The 22,891-nt window shown below is 64.3% G+C and carries 18 protein-coding genes and 1 tRNA gene; 5 read left to right on the forward strand and 14 right to left on the reverse strand.

Features of this window, described 5'->3' with window-relative positions:
• Nucleotides 1-42 precede the first annotated feature (42 nt).
• The 5 genes from cyoD to LZ605_RS09920 form a co-directional block, all read right to left on the reverse strand.
• Nucleotides 43-384, reverse strand: coding sequence for a cytochrome o ubiquinol oxidase subunit IV (gene cyoD, locus LZ605_RS09900; protein WP_005408584.1), 342 nt, complete (start codon nt 382-384; stop codon nt 43-45).
• Complete coding sequence (cyoC, locus tag LZ605_RS09905) at nt 384-1,022, reverse strand: cytochrome o ubiquinol oxidase subunit III (RefSeq protein WP_249844677.1); 639 nt, start codon at nt 1,020-1,022, stop codon at nt 384-386. The genes cyoD and cyoC overlap by 1 nt, the downstream gene beginning before the upstream one ends.
• Nucleotides 1,019-3,016 carry a cytochrome o ubiquinol oxidase subunit I gene (cyoB, locus tag LZ605_RS09910; protein WP_107230229.1) on the reverse strand — a complete coding sequence of 666 codons (1,998 nt, stop codon included), beginning with the start codon at nt 3,014-3,016 and terminating at the stop codon, nt 1,019-1,021. Before cyoB ends, cyoC begins: the two co-directional genes overlap by 4 nt.
• Nucleotides 3,017-3,018: 2 nt before the next feature.
• Nucleotides 3,019-4,059: a ubiquinol oxidase subunit II gene (cyoA, locus tag LZ605_RS09915; protein WP_107230228.1), complete on the reverse strand. Its 1,041-nt coding sequence runs from the start codon at nt 4,057-4,059 to the stop codon at nt 3,019-3,021.
• A 351-nt stretch (nt 4,060-4,410) separates the two neighbouring features.
• Complete coding sequence (locus LZ605_RS09920; RefSeq protein ID WP_249844678.1) at nt 4,411-4,767, reverse strand: hypothetical protein; 357 nt, start codon at nt 4,765-4,767, stop codon at nt 4,411-4,413.
• Nucleotides 4,768-5,601: 834 nt separating this feature from the next.
• Here LZ605_RS09920 and LZ605_RS09925 point away from each other — a divergent pair.
• Nucleotides 5,602-5,862, forward strand: a complete 261-nt coding sequence (locus LZ605_RS09925; RefSeq protein WP_249844679.1) for a hypothetical protein — start codon at nt 5,602-5,604, stop codon at nt 5,860-5,862.
• Between the two features lie 399 nt (nt 5,863-6,261).
• Here the strand turns inward: LZ605_RS09925 and LZ605_RS09930 are convergent, their stop codons facing one another.
• Nucleotides 6,262-6,609: an Arm DNA-binding domain-containing protein gene (locus LZ605_RS09930; protein ID WP_249844680.1), complete on the reverse strand. Its 348-nt coding sequence runs from the start codon at nt 6,607-6,609 to the stop codon at nt 6,262-6,264.
• 525 nt (nt 6,610-7,134) lie between these two features.
• Here LZ605_RS09930 and LZ605_RS09935 point away from each other — a divergent pair.
• Entirely contained in the window at nt 7,135-8,718 is a 1,584-nt protein-coding gene (locus LZ605_RS09935) for a TIGR04141 family sporadically distributed protein (RefSeq protein WP_249844681.1), read from the forward strand.
• A gap of 286 nt (nt 8,719-9,004) precedes the next feature.
• Here the strand turns inward: LZ605_RS09935 and LZ605_RS09940 are convergent.
• Together LZ605_RS09940 and LZ605_RS09945 are read right to left on the reverse strand one after the other, a co-directional pair.
• Nucleotides 9,005-9,080: transfer RNA gene (locus tag LZ605_RS09940), tRNA-Thr, on the reverse strand.
• A gap of 50 nt (nt 9,081-9,130) precedes the next feature.
• A complete protein-coding gene (locus tag LZ605_RS09945) occupies nt 9,131-10,135 on the reverse strand; it encodes a 2-hydroxyacid dehydrogenase (protein WP_249844682.1) in 1,005 nt (334 codons plus the stop codon).
• Between the two features lie 363 nt (nt 10,136-10,498).
• On the opposite strand from LZ605_RS09945, the gene LZ605_RS09950 reads away from it, so the two are divergent.
• From LZ605_RS09950 to LZ605_RS09960, 3 genes are read left to right on the forward strand one after another with little or no spacing between them, the layout of a single operon-like run.
• A complete protein-coding gene (locus tag LZ605_RS09950) occupies nt 10,499-10,960 on the forward strand; it encodes an RNA polymerase sigma factor (protein ID WP_249844683.1) in 462 nt (153 codons plus the stop codon).
• Nucleotides 10,957-11,925: a FecR family protein gene (locus tag LZ605_RS09955; protein WP_249844684.1), complete on the forward strand. Its 969-nt coding sequence runs from the start codon at nt 10,957-10,959 to the stop codon at nt 11,923-11,925. Before LZ605_RS09950 ends, LZ605_RS09955 begins: the two co-directional genes overlap by 4 nt.
• A gap of 11 nt (nt 11,926-11,936) precedes the next feature.
• Nucleotides 11,937-14,726 carry a TonB-dependent receptor gene (locus LZ605_RS09960; RefSeq protein WP_249844685.1) on the forward strand — a complete coding sequence of 930 codons (2,790 nt, stop codon included), beginning with the start codon at nt 11,937-11,939 and terminating at the stop codon, nt 14,724-14,726.
• A gap of 72 nt (nt 14,727-14,798) precedes the next feature.
• On the opposite strand, the gene LZ605_RS09965 is transcribed toward LZ605_RS09960, so the two are convergent.
• The 6 genes from LZ605_RS09965 to LZ605_RS09990 all read right to left on the reverse strand — a co-directional run bounded on the left by LZ605_RS09965 (nt 14,799) and on the right by LZ605_RS09990 (nt 22,855).
• The gene (locus tag LZ605_RS09965; protein ID WP_249844686.1) at nt 14,799-15,470 is read right to left on the reverse strand and encodes a lysoplasmalogenase; all 672 of its coding nucleotides are present in this window, start codon (nt 15,468-15,470) and stop codon (nt 14,799-14,801) included.
• Nucleotides 15,467-17,350 carry a M61 family metallopeptidase gene (locus LZ605_RS09970; RefSeq protein ID WP_249844687.1) on the reverse strand — a complete coding sequence of 628 codons (1,884 nt, stop codon included), beginning with the start codon at nt 17,348-17,350 and terminating at the stop codon, nt 15,467-15,469. Before LZ605_RS09970 ends, LZ605_RS09965 begins: the two co-directional genes overlap by 4 nt.
• Before the next feature lie 227 nt (nt 17,351-17,577).
• Nucleotides 17,578-18,528, reverse strand: coding sequence for a 4-hydroxy-3-methylbut-2-enyl diphosphate reductase (ispH, locus tag LZ605_RS09975; RefSeq protein ID WP_249844688.1), 951 nt, complete (start codon nt 18,526-18,528; stop codon nt 17,578-17,580).
• Nucleotides 18,529-18,555: 27 nt separating this feature from the next.
• On the reverse strand, nt 18,556-19,080 hold the full coding sequence (lspA, locus tag LZ605_RS09980; RefSeq protein ID WP_249844689.1) for a signal peptidase II: 525 nt from the start codon (nt 19,078-19,080) through the stop codon (nt 18,556-18,558).
• Nucleotides 19,080-21,911, reverse strand: coding sequence for an isoleucine--tRNA ligase (gene ileS / locus LZ605_RS09985; RefSeq protein ID WP_249844690.1), 2,832 nt, complete (start codon nt 21,909-21,911; stop codon nt 19,080-19,082). Before ileS ends, lspA begins: the two co-directional genes overlap by 1 nt.
• Nucleotides 21,908-22,855: a bifunctional riboflavin kinase/FAD synthetase gene (locus LZ605_RS09990; RefSeq protein WP_249844691.1), complete on the reverse strand. Its 948-nt coding sequence runs from the start codon at nt 22,853-22,855 to the stop codon at nt 21,908-21,910. The genes ileS and LZ605_RS09990 overlap by 4 nt, the downstream gene beginning before the upstream one ends.
• Between the last annotated feature and the right edge of the window lie 36 nt (nt 22,856-22,891).

Raw genomic sequence — 22,891 nt, forward strand, 5'->3', positions numbered from 1 at the left:
CGCCCGGGGGCGGCCTTTCTGCGTGGCAACGTCGCGAAGACGTCAGTGCATCATGTGCACGTTCATGTTGTGCATGACCCACAGGGTACCGACCACGATGATGCCGATCACCACCACGGTGAAGGCCGCAGCGTTGACGTTCCAGCGGCTTTCCGAGGAGCGGTCCAGGTGCAGGAAGAACACCAGGTGCACCAGCATCTGCAGGACCGCGGTGATGGCGATGACCACACCGTTGACGGTGCGCGAGAAATCGCCCGACATCACCATCCAGAACGGGATGACGGTCAGCACCACCGCCAGCACGAAGCCGATCAGGTACGACTTCACGGTGCCATGGCTTTCGCCGCCGGTGCCGTGGTCGTGTGCATGGTTGTCATGTGCCATTACAGCGCTCCATTGAGGTAGACGACGGAGAACACGCCGATCCAGATCAGGTCCAGGAAGTGCCAGAACAGGCTCAGGCACGCCATGCGGGTCTTGTTGGCCGGGGTCAGGCCGTACTTCTTCAGCTGCACGAACATCACCAGCAGCCACAGCAGGCCGGCGCTGACGTGCAGGCCGTGGGTACCGACCAGGGCGAAGAACGCCGACAGGAAGGCACTGCGGTCTGGACCGTAGCCCTGGTGGATCAGGTGCTGGAACTCCCACACTTCCATGCACATGAAGCCGAAGCCCAGCAGCCAGGTGATGGCCAGCCACAGGTACATCTGGCCCATCTGCTTGCGGTGCATGGCGATCATGCCCAGGCCGAAGGTCAGCGACGAGGTCAGCAGCAGCGCGGTTTCCCACGCCACGAACGGCAGCTCGAACAGGTCCTTCGCGCCGGGGCCACCATCGGTACCGCCGGCCAGCACCACGTAGGTGGCAAACAGCGAGGCGAAGATGAGGCAGTCGCTCATCAGGTACACCCAGAAACCGAAGACGGTGTTGCCGCCGGTGTCGTGGTGCTCGTGGTCGTCATGGCCATGGGCCGCCGCATGCGCGGCGTGCCCGTGGCTCAGGGTCGAGGTATTGGTGCTCATGCCTTCAGCTCCGACTTCACCAGCCCCTGGCTTTCCAGGTGCTTGCGGTGTTCGTTCTCGATGCGTTCCACCTCGGCGGCCGGGACCCAGTAGTCCACGTCCTGGTCGAAGGTGCGGTAGATGAACGTGGCGATCATGCCGACGAAGCCGACGATGGCCAGCCACCAGATGTGCCAGATCATCGCGAAGCCGAACACCAGGCTGAAGGCACCGATGACAACGCCCGTGCCGGTGTTGCGCGGCATGTGGATGTCGGTGTACTTGGCCGGCTTCGGCCAGGCTTCACCACGCTGCTTGCGCTCCCAGAAGTCGTCCAGCTCGGTGACTTCCGGCAGCGTGCCGAAGTTGTAGAAGGCCGGCGGCGAAGAGGTTTCCCACTCCAGCGTACGGGCATCCCACGGATCGCCGGTCAGGTCGACGGTCTTCTTGCGGTCGCGGATTGACACGGCCACCTGGATGATCTGGCACAGGATGCCGGCACCGACGATGAAGGCACCTGCGGCAGCCACCAGCAGCAGCGGCTCGTAGGCCGGGTTCACGGTGCTCTGCAGGCGACGGGTCATGCCCATGAAGCCCAGCACGTACATCGGCATGAAGGTCACATAGAAGCCGATGAACCAGCACCAGAAGGCGCACTTGCCCCAGAACTCGTTCAGGCGGAAGCCGAACATCTTCGGCCACCAGTAGGTGATGCCGGCGAACATGCCGAACACCACGCCGCCGATGATGACGTTGTGGAAGTGGGCGATCAGGAACAGGCTGTTGTGCAGCACGAAGTCGATGGCCGGGATCGCCAGCATCACGCCAGTCATGCCACCGATGGTGAAGGTGACCATGAAGCCGATGGTCCACAGCACGGGCGTGGTGAACTGCACGCGACCGCGGAACATGGTGAACAGCCAGTTGAAGATCTTCACGCCGGTCGGGATCGAGATGATCATCGTCGTGATGCCGAAGAAGGCATTGACGTTGGCACCCGAGCCCATGGTGAAGAAGTGGTGCAGCCAGACGATGAACGACAGCACGCCGATGCAGGCGGTGGCGTAGACCATGCCCTTGTAGCCGAACAGCGCCTTGCGCGAGAAGGTCGCGATGACTTCGGAGAACACACCAAACGCCGGCAGGACCAGGATGTACACCTCCGGGTGACCCCAGATCCAGATCAGGTTGATGTACAGCATGGCGTTGCCGCCACCGTCATTGGTGAAGAAGTGCGTACCCAGGTAACGATCCAGGGTCAGCAGCACCAGGGTGATGGTCAGCACCGGGAAGGCCGCCACGATCAGCACGTTGGTGACCAGCGCCGTCCAGGTGAACACCGGCATCTGCATCAGCTTCATGCTGGGGGTACGCATCTTCAGGATGGTAATGAAGAAGTTGATACCGCTCAGCGTGGTACCCAGGCCTGCGACCTGTAGACCCCAGATGTAGTAGTCCATGCCGACGCTTGGACTGTATTCGATGCCCGACAACGGCGGGAACGCCAGCCAGCCGGTGGCGGCGAATTCACCGATCCACAGCGACAGCATGATCAGCACCGCACCGGACACGAACAGCCAGAAGCTGAGCGAGTTGACGAACGGGAACGCGACGTCGCGCGCACCGATCTGCAGCGGCACGGCCAGGTTCATCAGGCCGGTGATCAGCGGCATCGCCACGAAGAAGATCATGATCACGCCGTGGGCGGTGAAGATCTGATCGTAGTGGTGCGGCGGCAGGTAACCCTCGGACCCGCCGACGGCGAGCGCCTGCTGGGTACGCATCATGATGGCGTCGGAGAAGCCGCGCAGCAGCATGACGAAGGCGACGATGAGGTACATCACGCCGATCTTCTTGTGATCCACCGAGGTGAACCACTCCTTCCACAGATAGCCCCACAGCTTGAACTTGGTGATCAGGGCCATGACGCCCAGGCCACCCAGCACCGCGCCGACCAGGGTGGTCAGCACGATCGGATCGTGGGGGATCGACTCAAGAGAGAGTTTTCCCAACATGTTCATTCTCCCGAACCCGCGTGGCCGGCGTGGCCTGCGTGTTCGTGTTCGGTGGCGTCCAGGTTCTCACCCGACTCCTTGGAATCATGCGCGTCACTGGGGGCGTGGCCCTCGTGCGCTTCATGGCTGGCGGCATCGGCAGCGGCGGCACCGGCATGTTCATGCTTCATGCCGTAGTGCTTGTTGTCGCCCATGTGCTTGGCGATGACCCAGTTGAACAGGCCTTCTTCGGTCTTGCCGAAGTAGGTCACCGGGTACCACTCGGCGTTGCGTGCTTCACCCAGCGCCTTGAACGAAGCCTTGTCCAGGGTCTGCTCGCCGGCACGGACCTGGTCCAGCCACTGGCGGTATTCGGCATCGGTGACCGAGTAGGCGGTGAAGTGCATCTTGGCGAAGCCCGCGCCGCTGTAGTGCGAGGACATGCCCGGGAATTCACCGGTCTCGTTGGCGATCAGATGGAGCTTGGTCTCCATCGCGGCCATCGAGTAGATCATGCTGCCCAGGTGCGGGATGAAGAACGCATTCATCACCGTGTCGGACGTGATCTTGAAGTTCAGCGGGGTGTTGACCGGGAACTTGATTTCGTTGACGACCGCCACCTTCTCTTCCGGATAGATGAACAGCCACTTCCAGTCCAGCGAGATCGCCTCGATGGTGACCGGCTTGACGTCCGATTCCAGCGGCTTGTACGGGTCAAGCGCGTGCGACGAACGCCAGGTCAGGACCGCCAGCACCAGCACGATCATGCAGGGGATCGACCACACCACCACCTCGATCGCCGTCGAGTGGGACCACTTCGGCTCGTACCGGGCCTTGGTGTTGGAGGCGCGATACTTCCACGCGAAGGTCAGGGTCATGATGATGACCGGGATGACGACCAGCAGCATGAGCACGGTGGCCGTGATCAGCAGGGTCTTCTCATCCTGGCCGATCTGGCCCTTCGGACTGAGGATGGCCACCGCATCGCAACCGGTGAGCATCACCAGCAACGACAGCAGCAGGCCCGGGCGCAACCAGCGCCCAAGGGTTTTCAACGGAATCATCGGTCGATCCAATTGCGAGGGAATGCCGTTCCCCGTCCTGCCCGCTCCGGCAAAGCCGGTCCCGCCTGTGGTGAGACAGGCAGTGAGGTGGGGTCGAGTCAGCCTTTCAATTTTAGGCCGTCACCCACCATTTAAGAAAGACATTGACAATGATCGGGCGCAGGAAAGGCGCCAATCTGGCTGCGACACGTTGTCGCAGTGCGCGGCCATGCCGGGCAGAACGCCCGGGGGCGGGGTCCAAACATCGGGCGTTGGCGGGTGCTGCGCCCGGGTTCGGCAAAGTAGCCTGAACAAGTTCAGGAATGACCATTCACCACGGGCTGCCATGAGCGATTGCCCTGACACGGCAGCTCAGGATGGCCGGACCTCCCTGCACACCAGTTCAGCCAGTTCACGGCACGCGAAGAACAGCCCCTCAACGACGCCCTCGTCCAGATGGCGGTCAGGCGTCGCCACGGACTCGCAGCGATTCGCCGCATGCAGCATCTCCACCGCCGTCAGAATACCGACGGCTGCGCGGTCGATCCTGGCCAAGGACTGACGACGGCCGTCTGACAGGTTCTCTTCCGGCCACAGCATCCCATCGGAACCTTCGCCATCGCGGATGCGCTTTAGGCAGCCCTGGAAGGTGCTGAGGTCAATGGACGGGTTGTCGTCGTCGTTGTTCGGTTCATCGAGGGGGAATGGCGGAATCTTGCGAGTGGTCATGGCGTCGGCTTCCGTGGCTGTACTTAACAGTGCCACCGCGCGGAAGGGGGTGGCGGACGGTGCGGGTTCCAAACCGGGATACATGCTATGCCGGCGGGTCCGAAGACCCCCACGCACCGCCCGCCATAAAGGCCGACGGATTGCCAGCCGGCACCGCTTCAGGACGGTGCCGGCTGGCAAGCGTTTACAGCATGTATCTCGGGTTTGGACGCCCGGCCACCGGCTTTCGATGGCGCGCCATGTTGTTTACGCCTGCACGTTCGATTCAATGAGAAAAATCCGAAAGGTTCGGATGCGTCGAAGGCGCGGTACGAATTGTTGCATACGCGGCAGATGGCGGAAGTGACACGAGAAGACGCGAGTGCGCTGATGCAAAGGCGGCAGCGACATTCGGCGCCGCAAAAGGCGCGGTAACGAGTGAGGCGCGTGATGCTTCTCGATTAATGCTATTTGTATGAAGCGGCGCTACTGAATTCAGGGAAGACTGATAATTGAGGGCGATCTGACGCAATCGACCGACTTATCGCACAGAAAACGACAGGTGAAATGTCGGCACATCGGAAATGTGACTTCGAAGTGGTCTCACTGATGCGGGACGCAAACGCGCAGAGCGCACACAGACTTCAAGCCAAGCTCATCGAACGAATTGGGAAACAGTTCGATGAGACTTCCGCCGACGAACCCCTTCCGCCACCGGAGCGAGCGATTGCCACCCTAGAAACAAGCGAGAAGCCTACCGCGTGACTAGCGCAACTCCGACACGAATCACCAAACGCGCGACTGACGTGGCAGAATCAGTAGGCCGGAATCCTCCGGCTCTGAATGGAATCAGCAGTGGAACATATCAATGCAGAAGAAGCGCGTCGCATCAGTGAAGAAGCAGCAGCAAGGGGCAGCCATTCCGAGCTTCGTGACGAGGTGTACCTTCAGATCAAGAGTCAGGCAGGTATCGGTGCCACGTCATTGGCTTTTGCCAGGCAAGCGAAGTACTCCGCAGCAAGCTACGCAGCCCTAGGTGAAGAACTGAAGAAGGATGGGTATGCCTTTGCCGAGGTTATGGAAGGGATGTACGAAGTGAATTGGCGGGCAAAATAATTCGATTCAAAAGACCTCGCTTCGGCGGGGTCTTTTGTGTCCGCTCAGCTTCTCCCCTCAGGCGGCAAGTAGCGACGCCCCTTCAACTCCAGCTAGATCGCGCGCGGCCAGCGCAGCCCGGAGCATCGCTTCCTCATCAGGGGACGGGAACCGCACCACCTTCCGACTAGCAGCTGACCGCTGACGCGTCCCCATCAAAGGATTAGTCTCGATCAACTTCCACTCAACGGCTCGAGACAATGCGGGCCGCAAGCAAGTGAAGTCGCGCGCTGCATTAGCCTTGGTTACAGCATCAGGACCAGTGACACGCCCAAGCCACCAACTCTCCATGGTCGGCATATCAATCTCAATGATCTGACGCCGCAACAGCCACGGGAACACGGATCGGATGCGATCCGGTTACTGGCGACCACCCTTGAGCTCAGCTATCACCCAGGGCTCGAAGTGATCGTTAAGGAGCACTTCGAGAGTGCAACTGGTGGGCTTGGTCTTCGCAAGCGCCGGCGATCCGGACTGAACGTATTCAGCGACCGCTTGCCGGGCTTGGTCGCGGGCCTGATCAAGCGACAGATGTTCGACCGAACCTAGGGTACGACGCTTACCGTGCGCCCAGGTCACGATCCAAGCCTTATGCCCTGAAGGCTGCACACGCAGGATCAGCCCGCGAACCTGAGCGTCTCTGAGCTCGTAGGGGCGATCTCGGCGTTCTGCTGCAAGAACGATGCGCTTGGTGAGGGCGGATGACATCGGGCGGGTTGTCAGTAAGTGGCGATAGAGCCAACTTAGGACACGATGCGAGGTGGTGTTTGGATGAGGATCGTCCGCAGCCTCGCGTCTGCCGAGATACCCACGCAAGGACCTATCGAACTGGCAACTTGACCGCCATCACACTTTCTGACATAAGGCCGATAACTTGGCCGATTCCAACCAGCTCCCGCAGAGCTAAGCGCCTCAGCTTCAGTCGTTGCGATCTACTCCCATTCCGAAATAGGAGAGTCGATTTATGACCATACGAAAGATCCATCCCCCTAAGCCCCCCAAGCCACCGGATCGGCCCCAGAACATCCAGACATTTCGACCATTTGGAAAGACCAAATGGGTACGTGCGCACTGGCGATGGGATTACTCGACCCATCAATGGGAATGGGTACTTGGTCATTGGAGCAAGTAGCCATATCCTCTGGCGCCCGCAGGAAATTCACGCAGAAGACCCTTCATAGAGCACAAGAGTCACAACAAATGGCAAAAGGATATCGCCGACTCAACCTTTTTATGGCAAAGCCACTGGCGAAAGGCACAAAACTGGCCAATCTTCTCACTGCAGCGCCTGTAGATGAATATCCGATAGCGGGCGCCCTAGGCTTGGACGGCACTCTCTTCGTGAAGAAGAGCGATGAGAAGAGACCGACTTGGGGCTCATTTCTTGATGAAATTGGTGGCATAGATGTTCCAGGACTCGCAAATAGATCCAGCTCAGCTGTTTTGCTTCTACGAGTGGATGACGATGTATTCGCATTCACTTTCGGATACGGGCGATACCTCATTGAGCAGTCGTTGTTCGTCCAGGACTTCGGGCTACGCACCGCGCTCAATACGCTAGACGAGAAGTCACTGCGGAGTGTCGATCTTCACACCCTTGAAGATCAGCCCGTCCAAAAGAAGTCCCAGGCTGCTCGAGACTCAGAGGTCAGCGTTTTTGGAATCGATATCTTAAGAGACGTTCTCCGCGCAGTGACAGGTGTGCCCAGAAGGGGCATAGACCTTGTGCAGATCGCTGGAGGAGACGCCGGCTTCTCCTTTGGCATCGAGATGGAACCCTCTGAGCTGCCAGCACTGAGCCGCCGCATCAAGAATTACTATGACAGCGACACCTATAAGACGTCGTTTTCCTGGGTCGATAACGTACGCAGACTCAAAGACGAAACAGAAATTAAGAGACTTGACGAACTATTGATCGCGGCCATGCACGCGCGCAGCGACAGGCTGATGATCACCCTGCCAGAGATAGGAGCATGGGACTCAATCCTGGGATTTAGCTTCACTCGAAACAAGAAGGGCCTACAACCCGTCATTGATCCCGCCGACTATCTCAACAATGTTGATGACCTTCCGAAACTAAGCATAGAGGCAGTCAAGCGGGACCGTCTCTTTGTCCACGACGTCGACGGCAACGTCACTGAACACTCAGTGTATCGATGCGTCTACTTTGAAATCACGGAAGGTGACAAGACAAAGATCATCTTCGACGGTAAGTGGTATGAAATCGATGCGACATTCATCGGTCGAATCACCGAGATTTTGACTCACATCCCCCTTTGTCAGCTTCCATTCCCGGCAGTAGAGACTTGGGAAGACAATGGCAAGCCTAAGATTGAAGCAGAGGGCGATTACAACATCCGATCAGCTGCGGCAAATGGCTACTATTTGCTGGACAAAAAACTCGTTAAGACGGACCGCACGACAACTGCCATTGAGCTGTGCGACCTCCTATCTCCAACCAAGCACCTTATCCACGTTAAACATCGGAAGGGAGGCTCTGCGGGACTTAGCCACCTCTTTGCACAGGGAGGCGTAGCTGCAGAGATCATGCTTGGCGACAAGGGATTTCGCAAGAAGGCTCGGACAGTGCTGCGAAACGTGAATCCGGCGGCAAGAGATCTGATTCCCTTGAATTCCCTCAAATCCGCAGACTATGAGATCGTCTTCTTGGTTCTTGGCGAAGCGAGCGCAACACTCAAGCAGAACCTACCGTTTTTCAGCAAGGTGAACCTTACAAAGACATTTGAGAGCCTCAACCAACGTGGCTTCCGAGTTTCAATTGCGGGCGCTCCAACGATCCCGCGAGCAGTGCCATGACGATCTTCGCCAGAAAGAAGTCAATTTCTGCCAGCAGCTCCCATTTGTTCCCGGGACCAGCCTCTGCCATCGGGCCTCGCAAAGAGCATCTTCGTTGCTCTTGTAAGTCGCCATGAAGCCGGAGCATCCCAAGTGAACGGAGAAGCTGGAGCGGAAGCGAACCATTCGTAGAGGGCAGCACGGATGCCCACCAATGAGCAGCTCGCAGCGAATCCCTTTCCCATCAACGACCTCCAACGCACCCAAACAAAAAGCCCCGGCCAAGGCCGGGGCTTTTCATTACAACTGGTGCCGGAAACAGGAGTCGAACCTGCGACCTACGCATTACGAATGCGCCGCTCTACCAACTGAGCTATTCCGGCGTAGCCCGCGATTTTACGGGCTGGGCGCCCCGGCGGTCAATCCACCCGGATCAGCCCGCCCCTACCCGGTTGGCACAGGCCCGCCCCGCCGCGAAATCGGCCAGGTTGCCCAAGGTGATCGCCGAAATCTCCTGCAGCGCCTCCACGGTGAAGAAGCCCTGGTGGCCGGTCACCAGCACGTTGGGGAAGGTCATCAGGCGCTGGAAGGCCTCGTCGTCGATGATCTCGCCGGACAGGTCCTGGAAGAACAGCGCGCTTTCCTGTTCGTAGACGTCGATGGCCAGATGCCCCAGCCGGCGCGACTTCAGCGCGCGGATCACCGCGTGGGTATCGACCAGGCCGCCACGCGAGGTGTTGACCAGCATCGCACCCGGTTTCATCCGGGCCAGCGAGGCATCGTTGATCAGATGGTGGGTGTCAGGTGTCAGCGGGCAATGCAGTGACACGATGTCGGCGCGCGCCAGCAGCTCGTCCAATCCAACCATCTCGCCGACACCCGCGAAGGCTGGCGACGGATACGGGTCATGCCCCAGCACCGTGCAGCCCATGCCCTTGAAGATCCGCGCGGTCGCCAGGCCGATCTTGCCGGTACCGACGATGCCGACCGTGCGCCCATGCAGGGTGCGCCCCAGCAGGCCATCGAGCATGAAGTTGCCCTCGCGCACCCGGTTGTAGGCGCGATGGGTCTGGCGGTTGAGGGTCATCACCAGCGCCAGCGCATGTTCGGCCACGGCCTCGGGCGAGTAGGCAGGCACCCGTGCCACGAACAGGTCCAGCGCCTTCGCGGCGGCCAGATCCACGTTGTTGAAACCGGCGCAGCGCAGCAGCACGGCACGTACGCCGTGCGCATGCAGAGCATGCAGCACCGGCGCATCCAGACGGTCGTTGACGAACACGCAGACGCCGGCGCACGCCTGCGCGAGCGCAGCGGTATGCACGTCCAGCGCGGCCTCGAAGTACACGAACGTAAAGCCCTGCCCGACCGCATCGCGCAGGTTGGCCTCGTCCAGGAAACGGCGGTCATAGGGGCGGGCGCTGAAGACGGCAATCTGCATGGCAGGGTCTGGGCAAAGGTCCGCGCCGACCATACCGCAGCTGCTGGCAGGGCGGAACGCCCCTGGCACGGCCAAGCCGGCGGCTGCCGCCGGTTTGCATAACGTTCTTTGGGCACGGACACCCCCAGTCCATGGCTGCGCCAAGCATGAATTCATTCACGATCCGTGCGATGGCCCATCTCACTCTTCCCCATCCGGTCACGGTCGCGTAAAACTCGAAGGTGCCCCCGTCACCGTTGTCCGAGGCCAGCCCTGTCCACCCCCTCTCCTCTGCTCCATCGCGCGCCGGACCTGTCCGCGCCTGCGGATGCATTCATTGCGTTCGTACGGGAAGAACGCGGGCCGTTGTGCGCGTTCCTGCGCATGCGCGGCGTGGGACCGGACGATGCAGAGGACATCGCACAGGACTGCATGGAACGGTTGATCCGCTACCGTGCGCACGGCGCCGACGAACTGCGCCTGCTGCTGTATCGTATCGCCCGCAACCGCCTGGCAGACCGTGGCCGTTCGCCGCAGTCGCGGCCGCACCTGTCATTGGCCGAGCACGAAGGGAGCAACGAGCCGTCCAGCTCGTCGCCCGATCCATTGCGCCAGGCCGAGTCCGGACAGATGCTGTCCCTGCTGCGGCAGGCCCTGTTCAAGCTGCCCGAGCGCGCTCGTGAGGTCTATCTGCTCAACCGCATCACCGGCATGAGCTATACGCAGATCGCGCGGCATTGTGGAATTACCGCCAAGACCGTGGAAAAACATATCGCCCGTGCGCTGCAGGGCCTGCGCCAGGAACTCGGATCGGATCCGTTGCACAACGACAGGGACAACGAATGAGCGGCAACCGGCACAAGGATGACGCCCGGCTGTTCGAGTGCGCCAGCGCCTGGGTGGCGCGGCTGGAAGCACCGGACTGCACCGCCGATGAGCGCGAGACGTTCGAAGACTGGCTGGCCGAGAATCCCGCCCATGTGACCGCCTGGGTCCAGGCCGAGCGCCTGTTCCAGCGCAGCCAGGCGCTGGCGGCCGATCCGTGGTTGCGCACGGCCGCCGCCCGCGCGGCGCGCCCGCCGCGGCGCCCGCTGTGGCCGGCAATGGCGGCGGCAGCCGGCCTCTGCCTGGCCATCGGCATCGGCTGGATGGTGGCCGTCGATGGCAACCCGACGCCACTGCGCTATGCCAATGACTCCCTGCAACCCCGGCAGCAGACGCTGGCCGATGGCAGCGTGGTCACCCTCGATGCCGGCACCACGCTGGGTGCCCGCTTCGGCTGGCGACACCGCGTACTGGTGCTTGAACGCGGGCGCGTGCAGCTGCAGGTTGCACCGTCGAGCAAAGCGCTGCAGCTGCGCGCCGGCGACAGCACCATCCGCGATATCGGCACCACCTTCCAGGTCGAGCGCCTGCGCGATGGCCGGGTTGAAGTGGCGCTGCTGGAGGGCGCGGTGGAAGTCAGCAACGGCAGCGCCCAGCACACTCTGGCGCCGGGCCAGCAGCTGCAGGTGTCGCCTTCCGGGCGCATCGAGCCGGGTCCGGCGCTGTCGTCCAACGCCGCCGCCGAAGGCTGGCTGCACGGCAAGCTGGTGTTCGACGGCACGCCGTTGTCGATCGTGGTCGAACGCATGAACCGTTATGGCCGTACCCCGCTGGTGATCGCCGATCCGCAGATCGCCGACCTGGCGGTGAGTGGTACCTTCCGCGCCGGTGATGCACAGGAACTGCTGGCGGCGCTGGAACTGGGGTGGTCCGTGGCTGGCCAGACGCGTCCGGACGGCGCGCTGGAACTGCGCCGCACCTACTGAGGAGAACGGCGGTGAGGGCAGTACCGGGCACGCTGCAGGCAGGGCTGCGCCGCAGTCTGCTTTGCATCGCTCTCGCGTTCGCCGCATTGCCTGCATCCGCGACCGAGACCACCGGCACACTGGACATCGATGTTGCGGCTGGGCCGCTGGCCCCGGCATTGCAGCAGTGGGCGCGGCAGAGTGGCATCGCGCTGCTGTTCGACGCGCGCGAACTGGACGGTCTGCGCAGCAGTGGCAGCCACGGCCGACGCGATGTGGCGGCGGCACTGAAGGAACTGGTCGCCGGCCTGCCGGTCACCATCCTGCGTACCCCCTCCGGCGGATTCGTGGTGCGCCGTACGCGTGCCGCCGTGCCAGCGCCAGCCGAGGTTGCCACGCGCCCCGCGTTGTCAGCGCCACGCAAGGCACCCGATGTACCGCCGCAGGTGGAGCTGGCACCGATCCACGTCACTGGCAGCCGGCTGCCACGCACGTCGGTGCAGACCACTCTGCCGGTGACCATCATCGACCGCGACGACATCCTGCGCAGCGGCTACGGCAGCCTGTTCGACCTGCTGCGGCACCTGCCCGGCATGAACGGTCACCCGGCGATGAGCACCTCGCGCAGTGGCGATTCGCAGTACCTGCCGGTCGGCGCGGCCACCACCACCAGCCTGGACGGCATGGGGCCGCGCGCCACGCTGTTCCTGGTCAACGGCAGGCGCCTGCCACGCTATCCGATGGTGTCGCTGGAACAGGGCGGCCTCACCGACCTGGGCGGCATCCCGCTCAGCTTCGTCGAACGCATCGAACTGGTGCGCGGCGGCGCCTCGGCCATCTATGGCGCCGATGCGATGTCCGGCGTGGTCAACATCATCCTGCGCGACCAGGCCGAAGGCCCCGAGGCGATGCTGCAGACCGGCCTGAGCAGCCGCGGTGACGCAGGCCAGTACCGCGTGCAGGCGGCCACCGGCGGTGTGCGCGACGGCGGCGACCGTTGGTTTGCCGGCGTCGACCTGTACCGCATCGAGCATGTGGCCGGCGATCGCCGCGACTGGCATGCGGAAACCTCGCAGTACCTGATCGGCGCGTTCCAGGGCAACCGCTACTGGCCGGCGCGCAGCTGCGAGGCACCGCTGCAGCGCCGCGACGATGGCTGCTGGTTCGACAGCGCACGCCCGCGTTCGATCCAGCCCGCCTCGGACACCGCCTCGGCCTACCTGCGCTACCGCCATGAGCGTGGCGACGGGCGCTACGCCTATGCCGAGGCACGGGCCAGCCACAACCGGCAGCGCTTCGACCTGGGGCCTACGGCGGTGGCGATCGGCCTGTACGGTTTCACCTTCAACAGTGTGCTGCGCGAGGCCGGCAATGTACGCCCACGGGTGCGCGCCACCGATGCGGATCTGGCGTTCGGGCTCGGCCGCGAACAGCGTGGGCGCAGCTGGGACGCCGGCATCAGCGCCCAGCGCAGCGATGTCACGCTGGCCACGTCGGGCACGGTGCGTACCGAGCCACTGCTGCGGGCGGCCGAAGCGCTCGACTTCCTGCCCGGCTTCACCACGCTGCGCACGGATGCGGCCCAGCAGCTGTTCCCTTCCATCCGCAATCGCGGCCGCACCGAACAGTGGCAGGGCTGGTGGGGCATACAGCGCGAACTGATGCCGTTGCCCGGGGGGCATGCCCAGCTGGCCACCGGCGTTGATGTGCGCCAGGAACGCTGGACATCGCATCCCGACGCGCTGCTGAGCAAGGGCGACCTGGCGCTGGGGCTGCCGCAGCAACAGCGGCGACTGTCACGCCGCAGCGGCGGCGCCTACGCCGAACTCGGCCTGCCGCTGGCGCCCACGCTGCGCATGGACCTGGCCGCGCGCGCCGATCGCGATGGCGGTTACAGTGCGTTCTCGCCGCGCGCCGGGCTGCGCTGGAGCCCCACCGCGCACTGGTCGTTCCTGCTGGCCAGCGGACGCGGCTACCGAGCCCCCAGCCTGTTCGAGCAGCGCCGACCGCCCGGTTACTTCGGTTCAATCGAGCTGCCAGCATCCAGTGCCCTGCCCGAATGCGCACAGCTCGCCGGCGGTGGCCGCTGCAGTGTCACCGCCGAGGTGTTCGAGAACGATGCATTGAAGCCGGAGCGATCACGCAGCCATTCGCTGGCCGCATCGTGGACGCCCACCGAAACGGTCTCGCTGTCGCTGACCCACAACATCGTCGAGCTGCGCAACGAGATCCTGGCCCTGCAACCGGCCGATGCGGTATGGAACAGCAGCACCTGGGAACTGGATGAGGACGGCCACCTGCGCAGCCTGCGCCTGTCCTTCGACAACATCGGCCGCACCACCTCACGCAACTGGGTGATGCGCGGCGAGTACCGCATTGATGCCGGTGGCAACGGCCAGTGGCTGTTCTCGCTGGATGCACTGAAGCAACAAGCGCTTCGCCGCGACCGCGGCCAGGACGCGGCGGTGGACCTGCGCGGCCACGCCACCCCGACGACGGCCGCCGTACTCAACGTGCAATGGCAGAACAGCAACTGGGATGTCGCCCTGCGCGGCAACCAGGTGGGGCGAACGCGCGCCTGGCTGCCCGGCGCGGAATGCCCGGACGACCAGCGCGAACTGAACCACTGCATGAACCCCCGGCAGCTACGCTGGAACCTGCACCTGGCACGCCGGCTCGGCCCTCGGATCGTCGCGGCCGTGGATGTGCACAACGTGCTGGACGCACAACCAGTGAACTACCTGGTCGGCAACGGTGGGCAGATGCCGGGACTGGATGATCCCCTCGGCCGCTACATGCTGCTGACCCTGCAGTTCCGCTGAGAAAATGGGGACGGAGGGGATTAAGTCGTTTCTGCCATGGATGCCGGATACGACTTAATCCCCTCCGTCCCCTTATTGCTGTTTCACCGAGCGGGCGATCGCGTACTGCGCGGCATAGTAGGTGGACAGCACCAGCAGGCTGGCCAACGGCAGGCCGCCGCCGAAGCGGTCCCAGGCCAGCAGGGAATCGCTGGCCACGAACAGCAGCGCGCCGGCCGCGGCCCAACGCGCACTGCACGCTTCCACCGCATCAGGCTGCGGTCGGCGCCACTGCCGTGCCAGGGCCAGCACCGCCATCGATGCCAGCACCACCACATACGCCAGCACCGGAATACGCATCGGCGCCGGCAGGTGCGGCCACAGGCCCATCACGTTGAGCACGGCGAATGCGCCCAGCAACAGGGTGGCGGCGAGCAGCCCACGGCCCGCGCGCAGGCCCTCCCGGAAGGCGCTGATGTAGCACAGGTGCGCCAGCAGGAAGGCAATCAGGCCCGGCACGAACGCATCCACCGGCAACATCAGCGCGATGTCGCCCAGGCACGACAACAGCATGCCGGCCAGCACCGCGCGCCGGTAGAACGGCCGCGCGGAATCGCGCGCCTGCCAGACGATGGCCGCGATCAGCAGCGTCGTCGCCGGCTTGGTCAACCAGTGCAGCCAGCGCCCATCGCCGTGCAGGAACCCGCCAACGATGGCGAGGACCGCCATCAGCAGGATCACGCCGTCGCGCATGCGCAGTTTCATCGGGCCTTCCACAGCTCGGCCAGGCGGTCAGGCTTGCCGGCAATGCGCTCCAGCACCGGGTACTGCAGGCCACCGTGGTAGTCGATGTTCATCGTCTCGATGCGGTCGAACTGCTTCACCAGCAGCACGATCGGCGCCTTGTCCTTTGCCGCGGCCGCGACCGCATCCTTCAGCCGCTGGCTGCTGTACTCGCGGCCGCCGACGGCGATCACCTTCATGCCCGGGGCCAACCCTGCGTTGAACGCCGGGCTGTCCCAGATCACGTCGCCGACCGTGCCGCTGTCGAGCACAGTCGCGCCCAGCGAGTAGGCCAGCAATGCCGCCTTGGCGCGCTTCTCCTGCGCCTTGTAGGCCTCGTTCGGGGTATCGCGGTAGACCAGCGTCCAGCCGGCCAGCGCCAGGCCGCCGGTCAGCGAACCATGCCCGTCCAGTCGGCCGCGCAGGAAGGTCGCCCAGTCATACGGAGCGATGCCGTTCAAGGTCGCTACCACGTCGTCGAAGGTGTACGGGTTGACGTCCCAATCGCCATTACCGATGCCGAAGAACGCGCGCGCGAAGTCATCCAGGCTGCGGCGGTTGCCGCTCAGCTCGCGCAGCTTGCCCTCCACTTCCAGCCACAGCATCTGCCCGCCGGAATAGTAGTCCTCGCTCATCTGGTAGTTGCGGTACGGCAACGTGCGGCGCTGGGCGATGGTCGGGTCGTTGGTGGTGTCCTGCAGCGGACGCCAGGCCAGGCCGGGACGGCCGCGGTCATAGGTGGCGGCCACATTGGCCAGCATGTCGCGCGCTTGCGCGGTGGACCACAGACCCGAGCGCGCTGCGAGCACCTGGCCCCAGAACTGGGTCTGCCCTTCGTACACCCACAGCAGGCTGTCGCCCATCGGCACGTTGAAGTTGGCGGTGGCCAGATCGGCGCCACGACGGTACTTGCCGTTCCAGGAATGGGTGTACTCGTGCGGCAGCAGGTCACGCATCCAGGCGTTGGCATCCCACTCGGTGAAGTAGCCCGGATCGGCACTGTTCTCGCTGGAACGGTGGTGCTCCAGGCCGATGCCGCCGAGGCGGTCGGTCAGCGCCAGCAGGAATTCATAGTGGTTGTAGTGACGCGCACCGTAGAGCTTGTCGGCCTGCTGCACCAGCGCGCGGTGCATCGTGATCTGCGCGTCGGTCGGCTTCAGCGACCTGGCCTCGTCGGCGAACACGTTGAGGTGCACCGGCACCTTCGCACCCGGGTCGAGATCGATACGCTGGTAGTGCTCGCCGGCGAACAGCGGTGAGTCGACCAGGTGGTCATAGGAAATCGGCTTGAACACCACGGTGTCGCCGTCGCGGCGCGCGGTTTCCAGTGCGGTGGCGAACGACCAGCCCTTGGGCAGGGTCACGCTGGCCTGCGCCTGCAACTGGCGTGCATCGACACCGGCCGGATACAGCGAGTTGGCGTTCCACTGCAGGTTGAGCATTTCCGGGGTCATTACCACCCGGCCCTGGCTGCCGCCCTGCGAGGACAGGAAATCGAAGCGGGCGACGATCTCGCTCACGCCTTCGGGCACCTCCACCTTGAATGCGTAGACGTTGAACTGATCTCGTTGCCAGGCCAGCGGCCTGCCGTTGGCGGTGACGCGCAGGCCGGCCAGTTTGTCGATCGGGCCGGTGGGCGAATGGTTGCCGGGAATCCACTGCGGATACAGCAGCGTCATCGGGCCAGGCTTGGCCGGCACGGTCGCGGTGACCTTGAAGATGCGCCGGGCCAGGTCGCGCGCGTCCACATCGATGCGCAGCAGGCCGGGGGCGGCGGCGTTGGCCGGCGGCGAGGTCTGCGCCAGTGCGGGCGTTGCGCCCAGCGCGAACAGCACGGACATCACCAGGGCACGGGTCTTCATCGGGCGGCATCCAACAACGGAGAATCCTCCGATGCTAGGCCTGTAGAGTGCCCTGCCCCATGGCCAAAGGTCATGGGCGCCCGAACCCCACCAGAAGCGACAAACCCGGCAACAAGGCCGTGAGCGGTAGATCCACGCCGTGCGTGGATGGGGTGCATGCAAAAGCAGTGCGAACCAAGGTCCGCACCCACCTTGTGCGGGTTCGCACCCAGCAGAGTCAGGCCCGGTCAGTCGACCAGGCGCAGGCGCAGTTCCTTCGGCAGTGCAAACACCATCGATTCCGGCTCGCCATCCAGCTCGGACACGCCGTTGGCACCCAGCTCGGCCAGCCGCGCCAGCACGCCATCAACCAGCACCTGCGGCGCCGAGGCACCGGCGGTCACACCGATGTGCTGCTTGCCTTCCACCCAGCGCGGGTCGATCTCGTGCGCACCGTCGATCAGGTACGACTCCACGCCTTCGCGGCGGGCCAGTTCACTCAGGCGGTTGGAATTGGAGCTGTTCGGCGAACCCACCACCAGCACCAGGTCGCAGCGCTTGGCCAGGTCGCGCACGGCATCCTGGCGGTTCTGCGTGGCGTAGCAGATGTCGTCGTTCTTCGGGCCCTGCATTTCCGGGAAACGCTCGCGCAGCGCATCGATGATGCCGCGCGTGTCATCCACCGACAGCGTGGTCTGGGTGGTGTAGGCGAAGTTTTCCGGCTGGTTGATGTGCAGCGTGGCTACCTGCTCGACGTCCTCGACCAGATAGATCTGGCCGGTACCCGCTTCGCGGTTCCATTGGCCCATGGTGCCTTCCACTTCCGGATGGCCGGCATGGCCGATCAGCACCACGTCACGGCCGGCACGGCAGTGGCGGGCAACCTCGAAGTGGACCTTGGTCACCAGCGGGCAGGTGGCGTCGAACACCTTCAGACCACGGCGTTCGGCTTCCTGGCGCACGGCCTGGGACACGCCGTGCGCGCTGAAGATGACCGTGTTGTTGTCCGGCACTTCGTCCAGTTCCTCGACGAAGATCGCACCGCGCTGCTTCAGGTCATCGACCACGAAGCGGTTGTGCACCACTTCATGGCGGACATAGATGGGCGCGCCCAGCGTTTCGATCGCGCGCTTGACGATCTCGATCGCACGATCGACACCGGCACAGAAACCACGCGGGTTGGCGAGCAGCACATCCATCAGTTCAGTCTCCCGGCGGCGGCCGGCTTACGGTTTCGGGTTGGCATTATCCGCCTTTTTGGCGGACTTGCCGTCGAACAGGCCAAACAGGGCGATGCCGATGGCACCGACCACGATGGCCGAATCGGCGATGTTGAACGAGGGCCAGGTGTAGCTGCCCACGTACCACTGGATGAAATCGACCACGTGGCCGTGCACCTGGCGGTCGATCACGTTGCCGATGGCACCGCCGATGATCAGCGCATACGGCACCGCGGCCTTCCAGTTGCCACGGGCAGTGCCGCGCAGCCACCAGGCCATCAGGCCGCTGATGGCGATCGCCAGCGCGGTGAAGAAGTACTTCTGCCAGCCACCGGCGTCACTCAGGAAACTGAACGCCGCACCGGTGTTGTAGGTGCGGTACCAGTTCCAGAAGCCATCGATGACCACCACCGGCTGGAACTCCGGCAGGCTCGACAGCACCCAGGCCTTGGACCACTGGTCCAGGCCGATGATGACCACCGACAGCAGCAGCCAGACCAGGGCATTGGGATGCGGACGGGGCGCGGCCATCAGAACCAGCTCCGCAGTTCGCCGGCGCCGGTGATGTTGCTCACGCAGCGGCCGCACAGTTCGGGGTGATCGGCGTTGCTGCCGACATCGGCGCGGTGGTGCCAGCAGCGCACGCACTTGGCCTTGCTGGTCGGCTGCGCGCTGACGAACACCTCGTCGGTGGTCGCCGGGCGCACCTGCACGTCGCCGCTGATGAACAGGAAGCGCAGCTCATCGGCCAGCGGCTGCCACCTGGCGGCCTGCGCTTCGCTGGCGGCGAGGGTGATCTCCGCTTCCAGCGCAGCGCCGATTGCACCGTTGGCACGCATCGGCTCGAGTACCTTGGCCACCTGCTCGCGCACGGCCAGCAACTGGTCGAAATCAGCCGCGTCGAGCTGGGCATCGGCCGGCAGCGGCGCCAGGCCGTCGTACCAGGTGGTGAACAGCACGTGGCCGGCACGTTCGCCCGGCAGGTAGCCCCACAGCTCGTCGGCGGTGAAGGTCAGGATCGGTGCGACCCAGCGGGTGAACGCTTCGGCGATGTGGTACATCGCACTCTGTGCCGAACGGCGACCGTGCGAATCGGTCGGCATCGTGTACAGGCGGTCCTTGGTCACGTCCAGGTACAGCGAACCCAGGTCGACGCTGCAGAAGTTCAGCAGCAGCTGCACGATCTCGGCCATGTTGTAGCCGTCGTAGGCCGCCTTGATCTTCTCCTGCAGCTCCCAGGCGCGATGCACGATCCAGCGGTCCAGCGCGACCATCTGGTCGAGCGGGCGCAGGTGCTGGGCCGGATCGAAACCGTCCAGGTTGCCGAGCAGGAAGCGTGCGGTGTTGCGCAGGCGACGGTAGGCGTCGGCGTTGCGCTTGAGGATCTCCTGCGACAGCGACATCTCGTTGCTGTAGTCGGCCGAGGCGATCCACAGGCGCAGGATGTCCGCGCCCAGCTTGTTCATGATGTCCTGCGGCTCGATGCCGTTGCCCAGCGACTTGGACATCTTGCGGCCGTGCTCGTCCACGGTGAAGCCGTGGGTCAGGCACTGCTTGTACGGCGCGCGCTTGTCGATCGCCACGCCGGTCAGCAGCGAGGACTGGAACCAGCCGCGATGCTGGTCGGAACCTTCCAGGTACAGGTCGGCCGGCTTGCCGAAGCCACGCGCCGCGAGCACGCCTTCATGGGTGACGCCCGAATCGAACCAGACGTCGAGGATGTCGGTGACCTTCTCGTAGTCGGCCGCTTCAGCGCCCAGCAGCTCTGCAGCGTCCAGCGAGTACCACACGTCGATGCCCTCGGCTTCGACGCGATCGGCGACCTGCTGCATCAGCTCCACCGAACGCGGGTGGATCTCGCCGGTCTGGCGATGGGTGAACAGGGCGATCGGCACGCCCCAGGTGCGCTGGCGCGAGATGGTCCAGTCCGGGCGACCGTCGACCATGCTCTGGATGCGCGCCTTGCCCCAGCTCGGGAACCAGCCGACGGTGTCGATGGCCGCCAGCGCATCGCGGCGCAGGTGGGCCTTGTCCATCGAGATGAACCACTGCGGGGTGGCGCGGAACACCACCGGCGTCTTGTGGCGCCAGCAATGCGGGTAGCTGTGGCGGATCGGATGGAAGGCCAGCAGCGCACCGTTGTCGCGCAGCACGCCGACGATGGCTTCCTGCGCCTTCCACAGGTGCTGGCCGGCCAGCACTACGTCACCGGCCGGCGGGGTCGATTCCAGGTACACGCCACGGCCGTCGATCGGGGTCACCTGACCGGCGTTGTACTTGTCCAGCAGGCCGTACTTCTGGCTGACCACGAAGTCTTCCTGGCCGTGGCCGGGGGCGGTGTGCACCGCACCGGTACCGTCCTCGTCGGAGACGTGGTCTCCGTTGAGCACCAGGATCTCGCGCTCGGGGTAGAACGGATGCGCCAGCAGCTGGTTTTCCAACGCGGCGCCGGCGATTTCACCATGCAGCACCACGCTCTCAACGCCGTAGCGCTGCAGTGCGCGCTCGGCCAGCGCGGCGGCGAGCACCAGCCAGCGGCGCTTGCCGTTGTGCGCCGGGCCTTCGGCCAGCACGTAGTTGATCTCCGCACCCAGCGACACCGCCAGCGAGGCCGGCAGCGTCCACGGCGTAGTGGTCCAGATCGGCACCGCCACTTCGACGTCGGCCGGCACGCTCACGCCGAATGCCTGGCCGATGGCCTGCGCATCACGCGCGGCGTAGGCCACGTCGATCGCCGGCGATTCCTTTTCCTGGTACTCGATTTCGGCTTCGGCCAGCGCCGAGCCACAGTCGAAGCACCAGTACACCGGCTTGGCACCGCGCACCAGGTGGCCATTGGCCACGACCTTGGCCAGCGCACGGATCTCGTTCGCCTCGAAGTCGAAGCTCAGGGTCTTGTACGGGTTGTCCCAGTCGCCGGTCACGCCCAGGCGCTTGAAGTCCACGCGCTGGATGTTGATCTGCTCTTCGGCGAACTCACGGCACTTCTGGCGGAATTCAACGGCGTCGAGCTTGGTGCCGACCTTGCCCCACTTCTTCTCGACCGCGATCTCGATCGGCAGGCCATGGCAGTCCCAGCCCGGCACGTAGGGCGCATCGAAGCCGGCCAGGTAGCGCGACTTGACGATGATGTCCTTCAGGATCTTGTTGACCGCGTGGCCGAGGTGGATGCGGCCGTTGGCGTACGGCGGGCCGTCATGCAGCACGAACAGCGGGCGGCCGGCGGCGTTGTCGCGCAGCTGCTGGTAGAGCCCCTGCGCTTCCCACTGCGCCAGAATGCCCGGCTCGCGCTTGGGCAGGTCGCCGCGCATCGGGAATTCGGTGGCTGGCAGGTTCAGGGTGGTCTTGTAGTCCTGGCTCACGCAGTGGCTCGCAATCTATGTTCGGAAAGGATGGCGCGCGCCTGTTCGGCGTCGCGGTGCATCTGGTCGGTCAGCGCCGCCAGATCATTGAATTTCTCTTCGTCGCGCAGCTTGGCGACGAACTCCACGTCGATGTGGCGACCGTACAGGTCACCCTGGAAGTCGAACAGGTGCGCTTCCAGCAGCGGCTCCACGCCGTCCACTGTCGGCCGCGTGCCGAAGCTGGAGACCGACGGCCACGGCTGATCGAACACCCCGTGCACCCAGGTCGCGTAGATGCCCGACAGCGCCGGAGTCTTCGGGAAACGCAGGTTGGCGGTGGGGAAGCCCAGCGTACGGCCGAGCTGGCGCCCGCGCACCACCCGCCCGCTGATCGCGTACGGACGGCCGAGCAGGTCGCCGGCACGGGCGAAGTCGCCCTCCTGCAGCAGCTGGCGGATGCGGGTGCTGGAGATGCGCTCGCCATGCAGGTCGACCGCTTCGATCTCGCCGGCGCTGAAGCCCAGCTCGGCGCCCATCTTCTGCAGCAGGGCCAGATCGCCACGGCGGCGGTTGCCGAAGCAGAACTCCGGCCCGATCCAGACTTCGCGGGCGTTCAGGCGCTGCACCAGCAGCTGGCGTACGAAGGTCTCGGCCGGCATCGCTGCCATCGCCGCGTCGAAGCGCAGCAGGCCGACCGCATCGACACCCAGCTCGCGCAGGATCTCGACCTTGCTGCGCGCCAGGGTCAGCCGCGGCGGCGGCGTGCCCTGGGCGAAGAATTCACGTGGCAGCGGCTCGAAGGCCACCGCCACTGCGGCCACGCCCAAGGCGCGCGCGCGGGCGACCGCGTGGCGGACCAGCGCACGATGCCCCAGGTGGAGGCCGTCGAATGCGCCGATACAGACCACGCTTCCGTTGGGGAACAGCTCCCCGCCCTCGACGCTTCTGAACAGCCTGCTCATCAACTCTCGTTCCGGCCCACCCGGGGCCGCCGCTTC

It is taken from the genome of Stenotrophomonas maltophilia, assembly GCF_023518235.1.
GTDB lineage: Bacteria > Pseudomonadota > Gammaproteobacteria > Xanthomonadales > Xanthomonadaceae > Stenotrophomonas.

Excerpts from the sequence above, each read along its gene's own strand:
- cyoB (WP_107230229.1), bottom strand. The coding sequence starts at position 3,016 with ATGTTGGGAAAACTCTCTCTTGAGTCGATCCCCCACGATCCGATCGTG.
- LZ605_RS09990 (WP_249844691.1), bottom strand. The coding sequence starts at position 22,855 with ATGAGCAGGCTGTTCAGAAGCGTCGAGGGCGGGGAGCTGTTCCCCAAC.
- LZ605_RS09970 (WP_249844687.1), bottom strand. The coding sequence starts at position 17,350 with ATGAAGACCCGTGCCCTGGTGATGTCCGTGCTGTTCGCGCTGGGCGCA.
- LZ605_RS09920 (WP_249844678.1), bottom strand. The coding sequence starts at position 4,767 with ATGACCACTCGCAAGATTCCGCCATTCCCCCTCGATGAACCGAACAAC.
- cyoD (WP_005408584.1), bottom strand. The coding sequence starts at position 384 with ATGGCACATGACAACCATGCACACGACCACGGCACCGGCGGCGAAAGC.
- LZ605_RS09950 (WP_249844683.1), top strand. The coding sequence starts at position 10,499 with ATGCGCGGCGTGGGACCGGACGATGCAGAGGACATCGCACAGGACTGC.
- LZ605_RS09945 (WP_249844682.1), bottom strand. The coding sequence starts at position 10,135 with ATGCAGATTGCCGTCTTCAGCGCCCGCCCCTATGACCGCCGTTTCCTG.
- cyoC (WP_249844677.1), bottom strand. The coding sequence starts at position 1,022 with ATGAGCACCAATACCTCGACCCTGAGCCACGGGCACGCCGCGCATGCG.
- LZ605_RS09965 (WP_249844686.1), bottom strand. The coding sequence starts at position 15,470 with ATGAAACTGCGCATGCGCGACGGCGTGATCCTGCTGATGGCGGTCCTC.
- LZ605_RS09930 (WP_249844680.1), bottom strand. The coding sequence starts at position 6,609 with ATGTCATCCGCCCTCACCAAGCGCATCGTTCTTGCAGCAGAACGCCGA.
- LZ605_RS09935 (WP_249844681.1), top strand. The coding sequence starts at position 7,135 with ATGGCAAAGCCACTGGCGAAAGGCACAAAACTGGCCAATCTTCTCACT.
- LZ605_RS09955 (WP_249844684.1), top strand. The coding sequence starts at position 10,957 with ATGAGCGGCAACCGGCACAAGGATGACGCCCGGCTGTTCGAGTGCGCC.
- cyoA (WP_107230228.1), bottom strand. The coding sequence starts at position 4,059 with ATGATTCCGTTGAAAACCCTTGGGCGCTGGTTGCGCCCGGGCCTGCTG.
- lspA (WP_249844689.1), bottom strand. The coding sequence starts at position 19,080 with ATGGCCGCGCCCCGTCCGCATCCCAATGCCCTGGTCTGGCTGCTGCTG.
- ispH (WP_249844688.1), bottom strand. The coding sequence starts at position 18,528 with ATGGATGTGCTGCTCGCCAACCCGCGTGGTTTCTGTGCCGGTGTCGAT.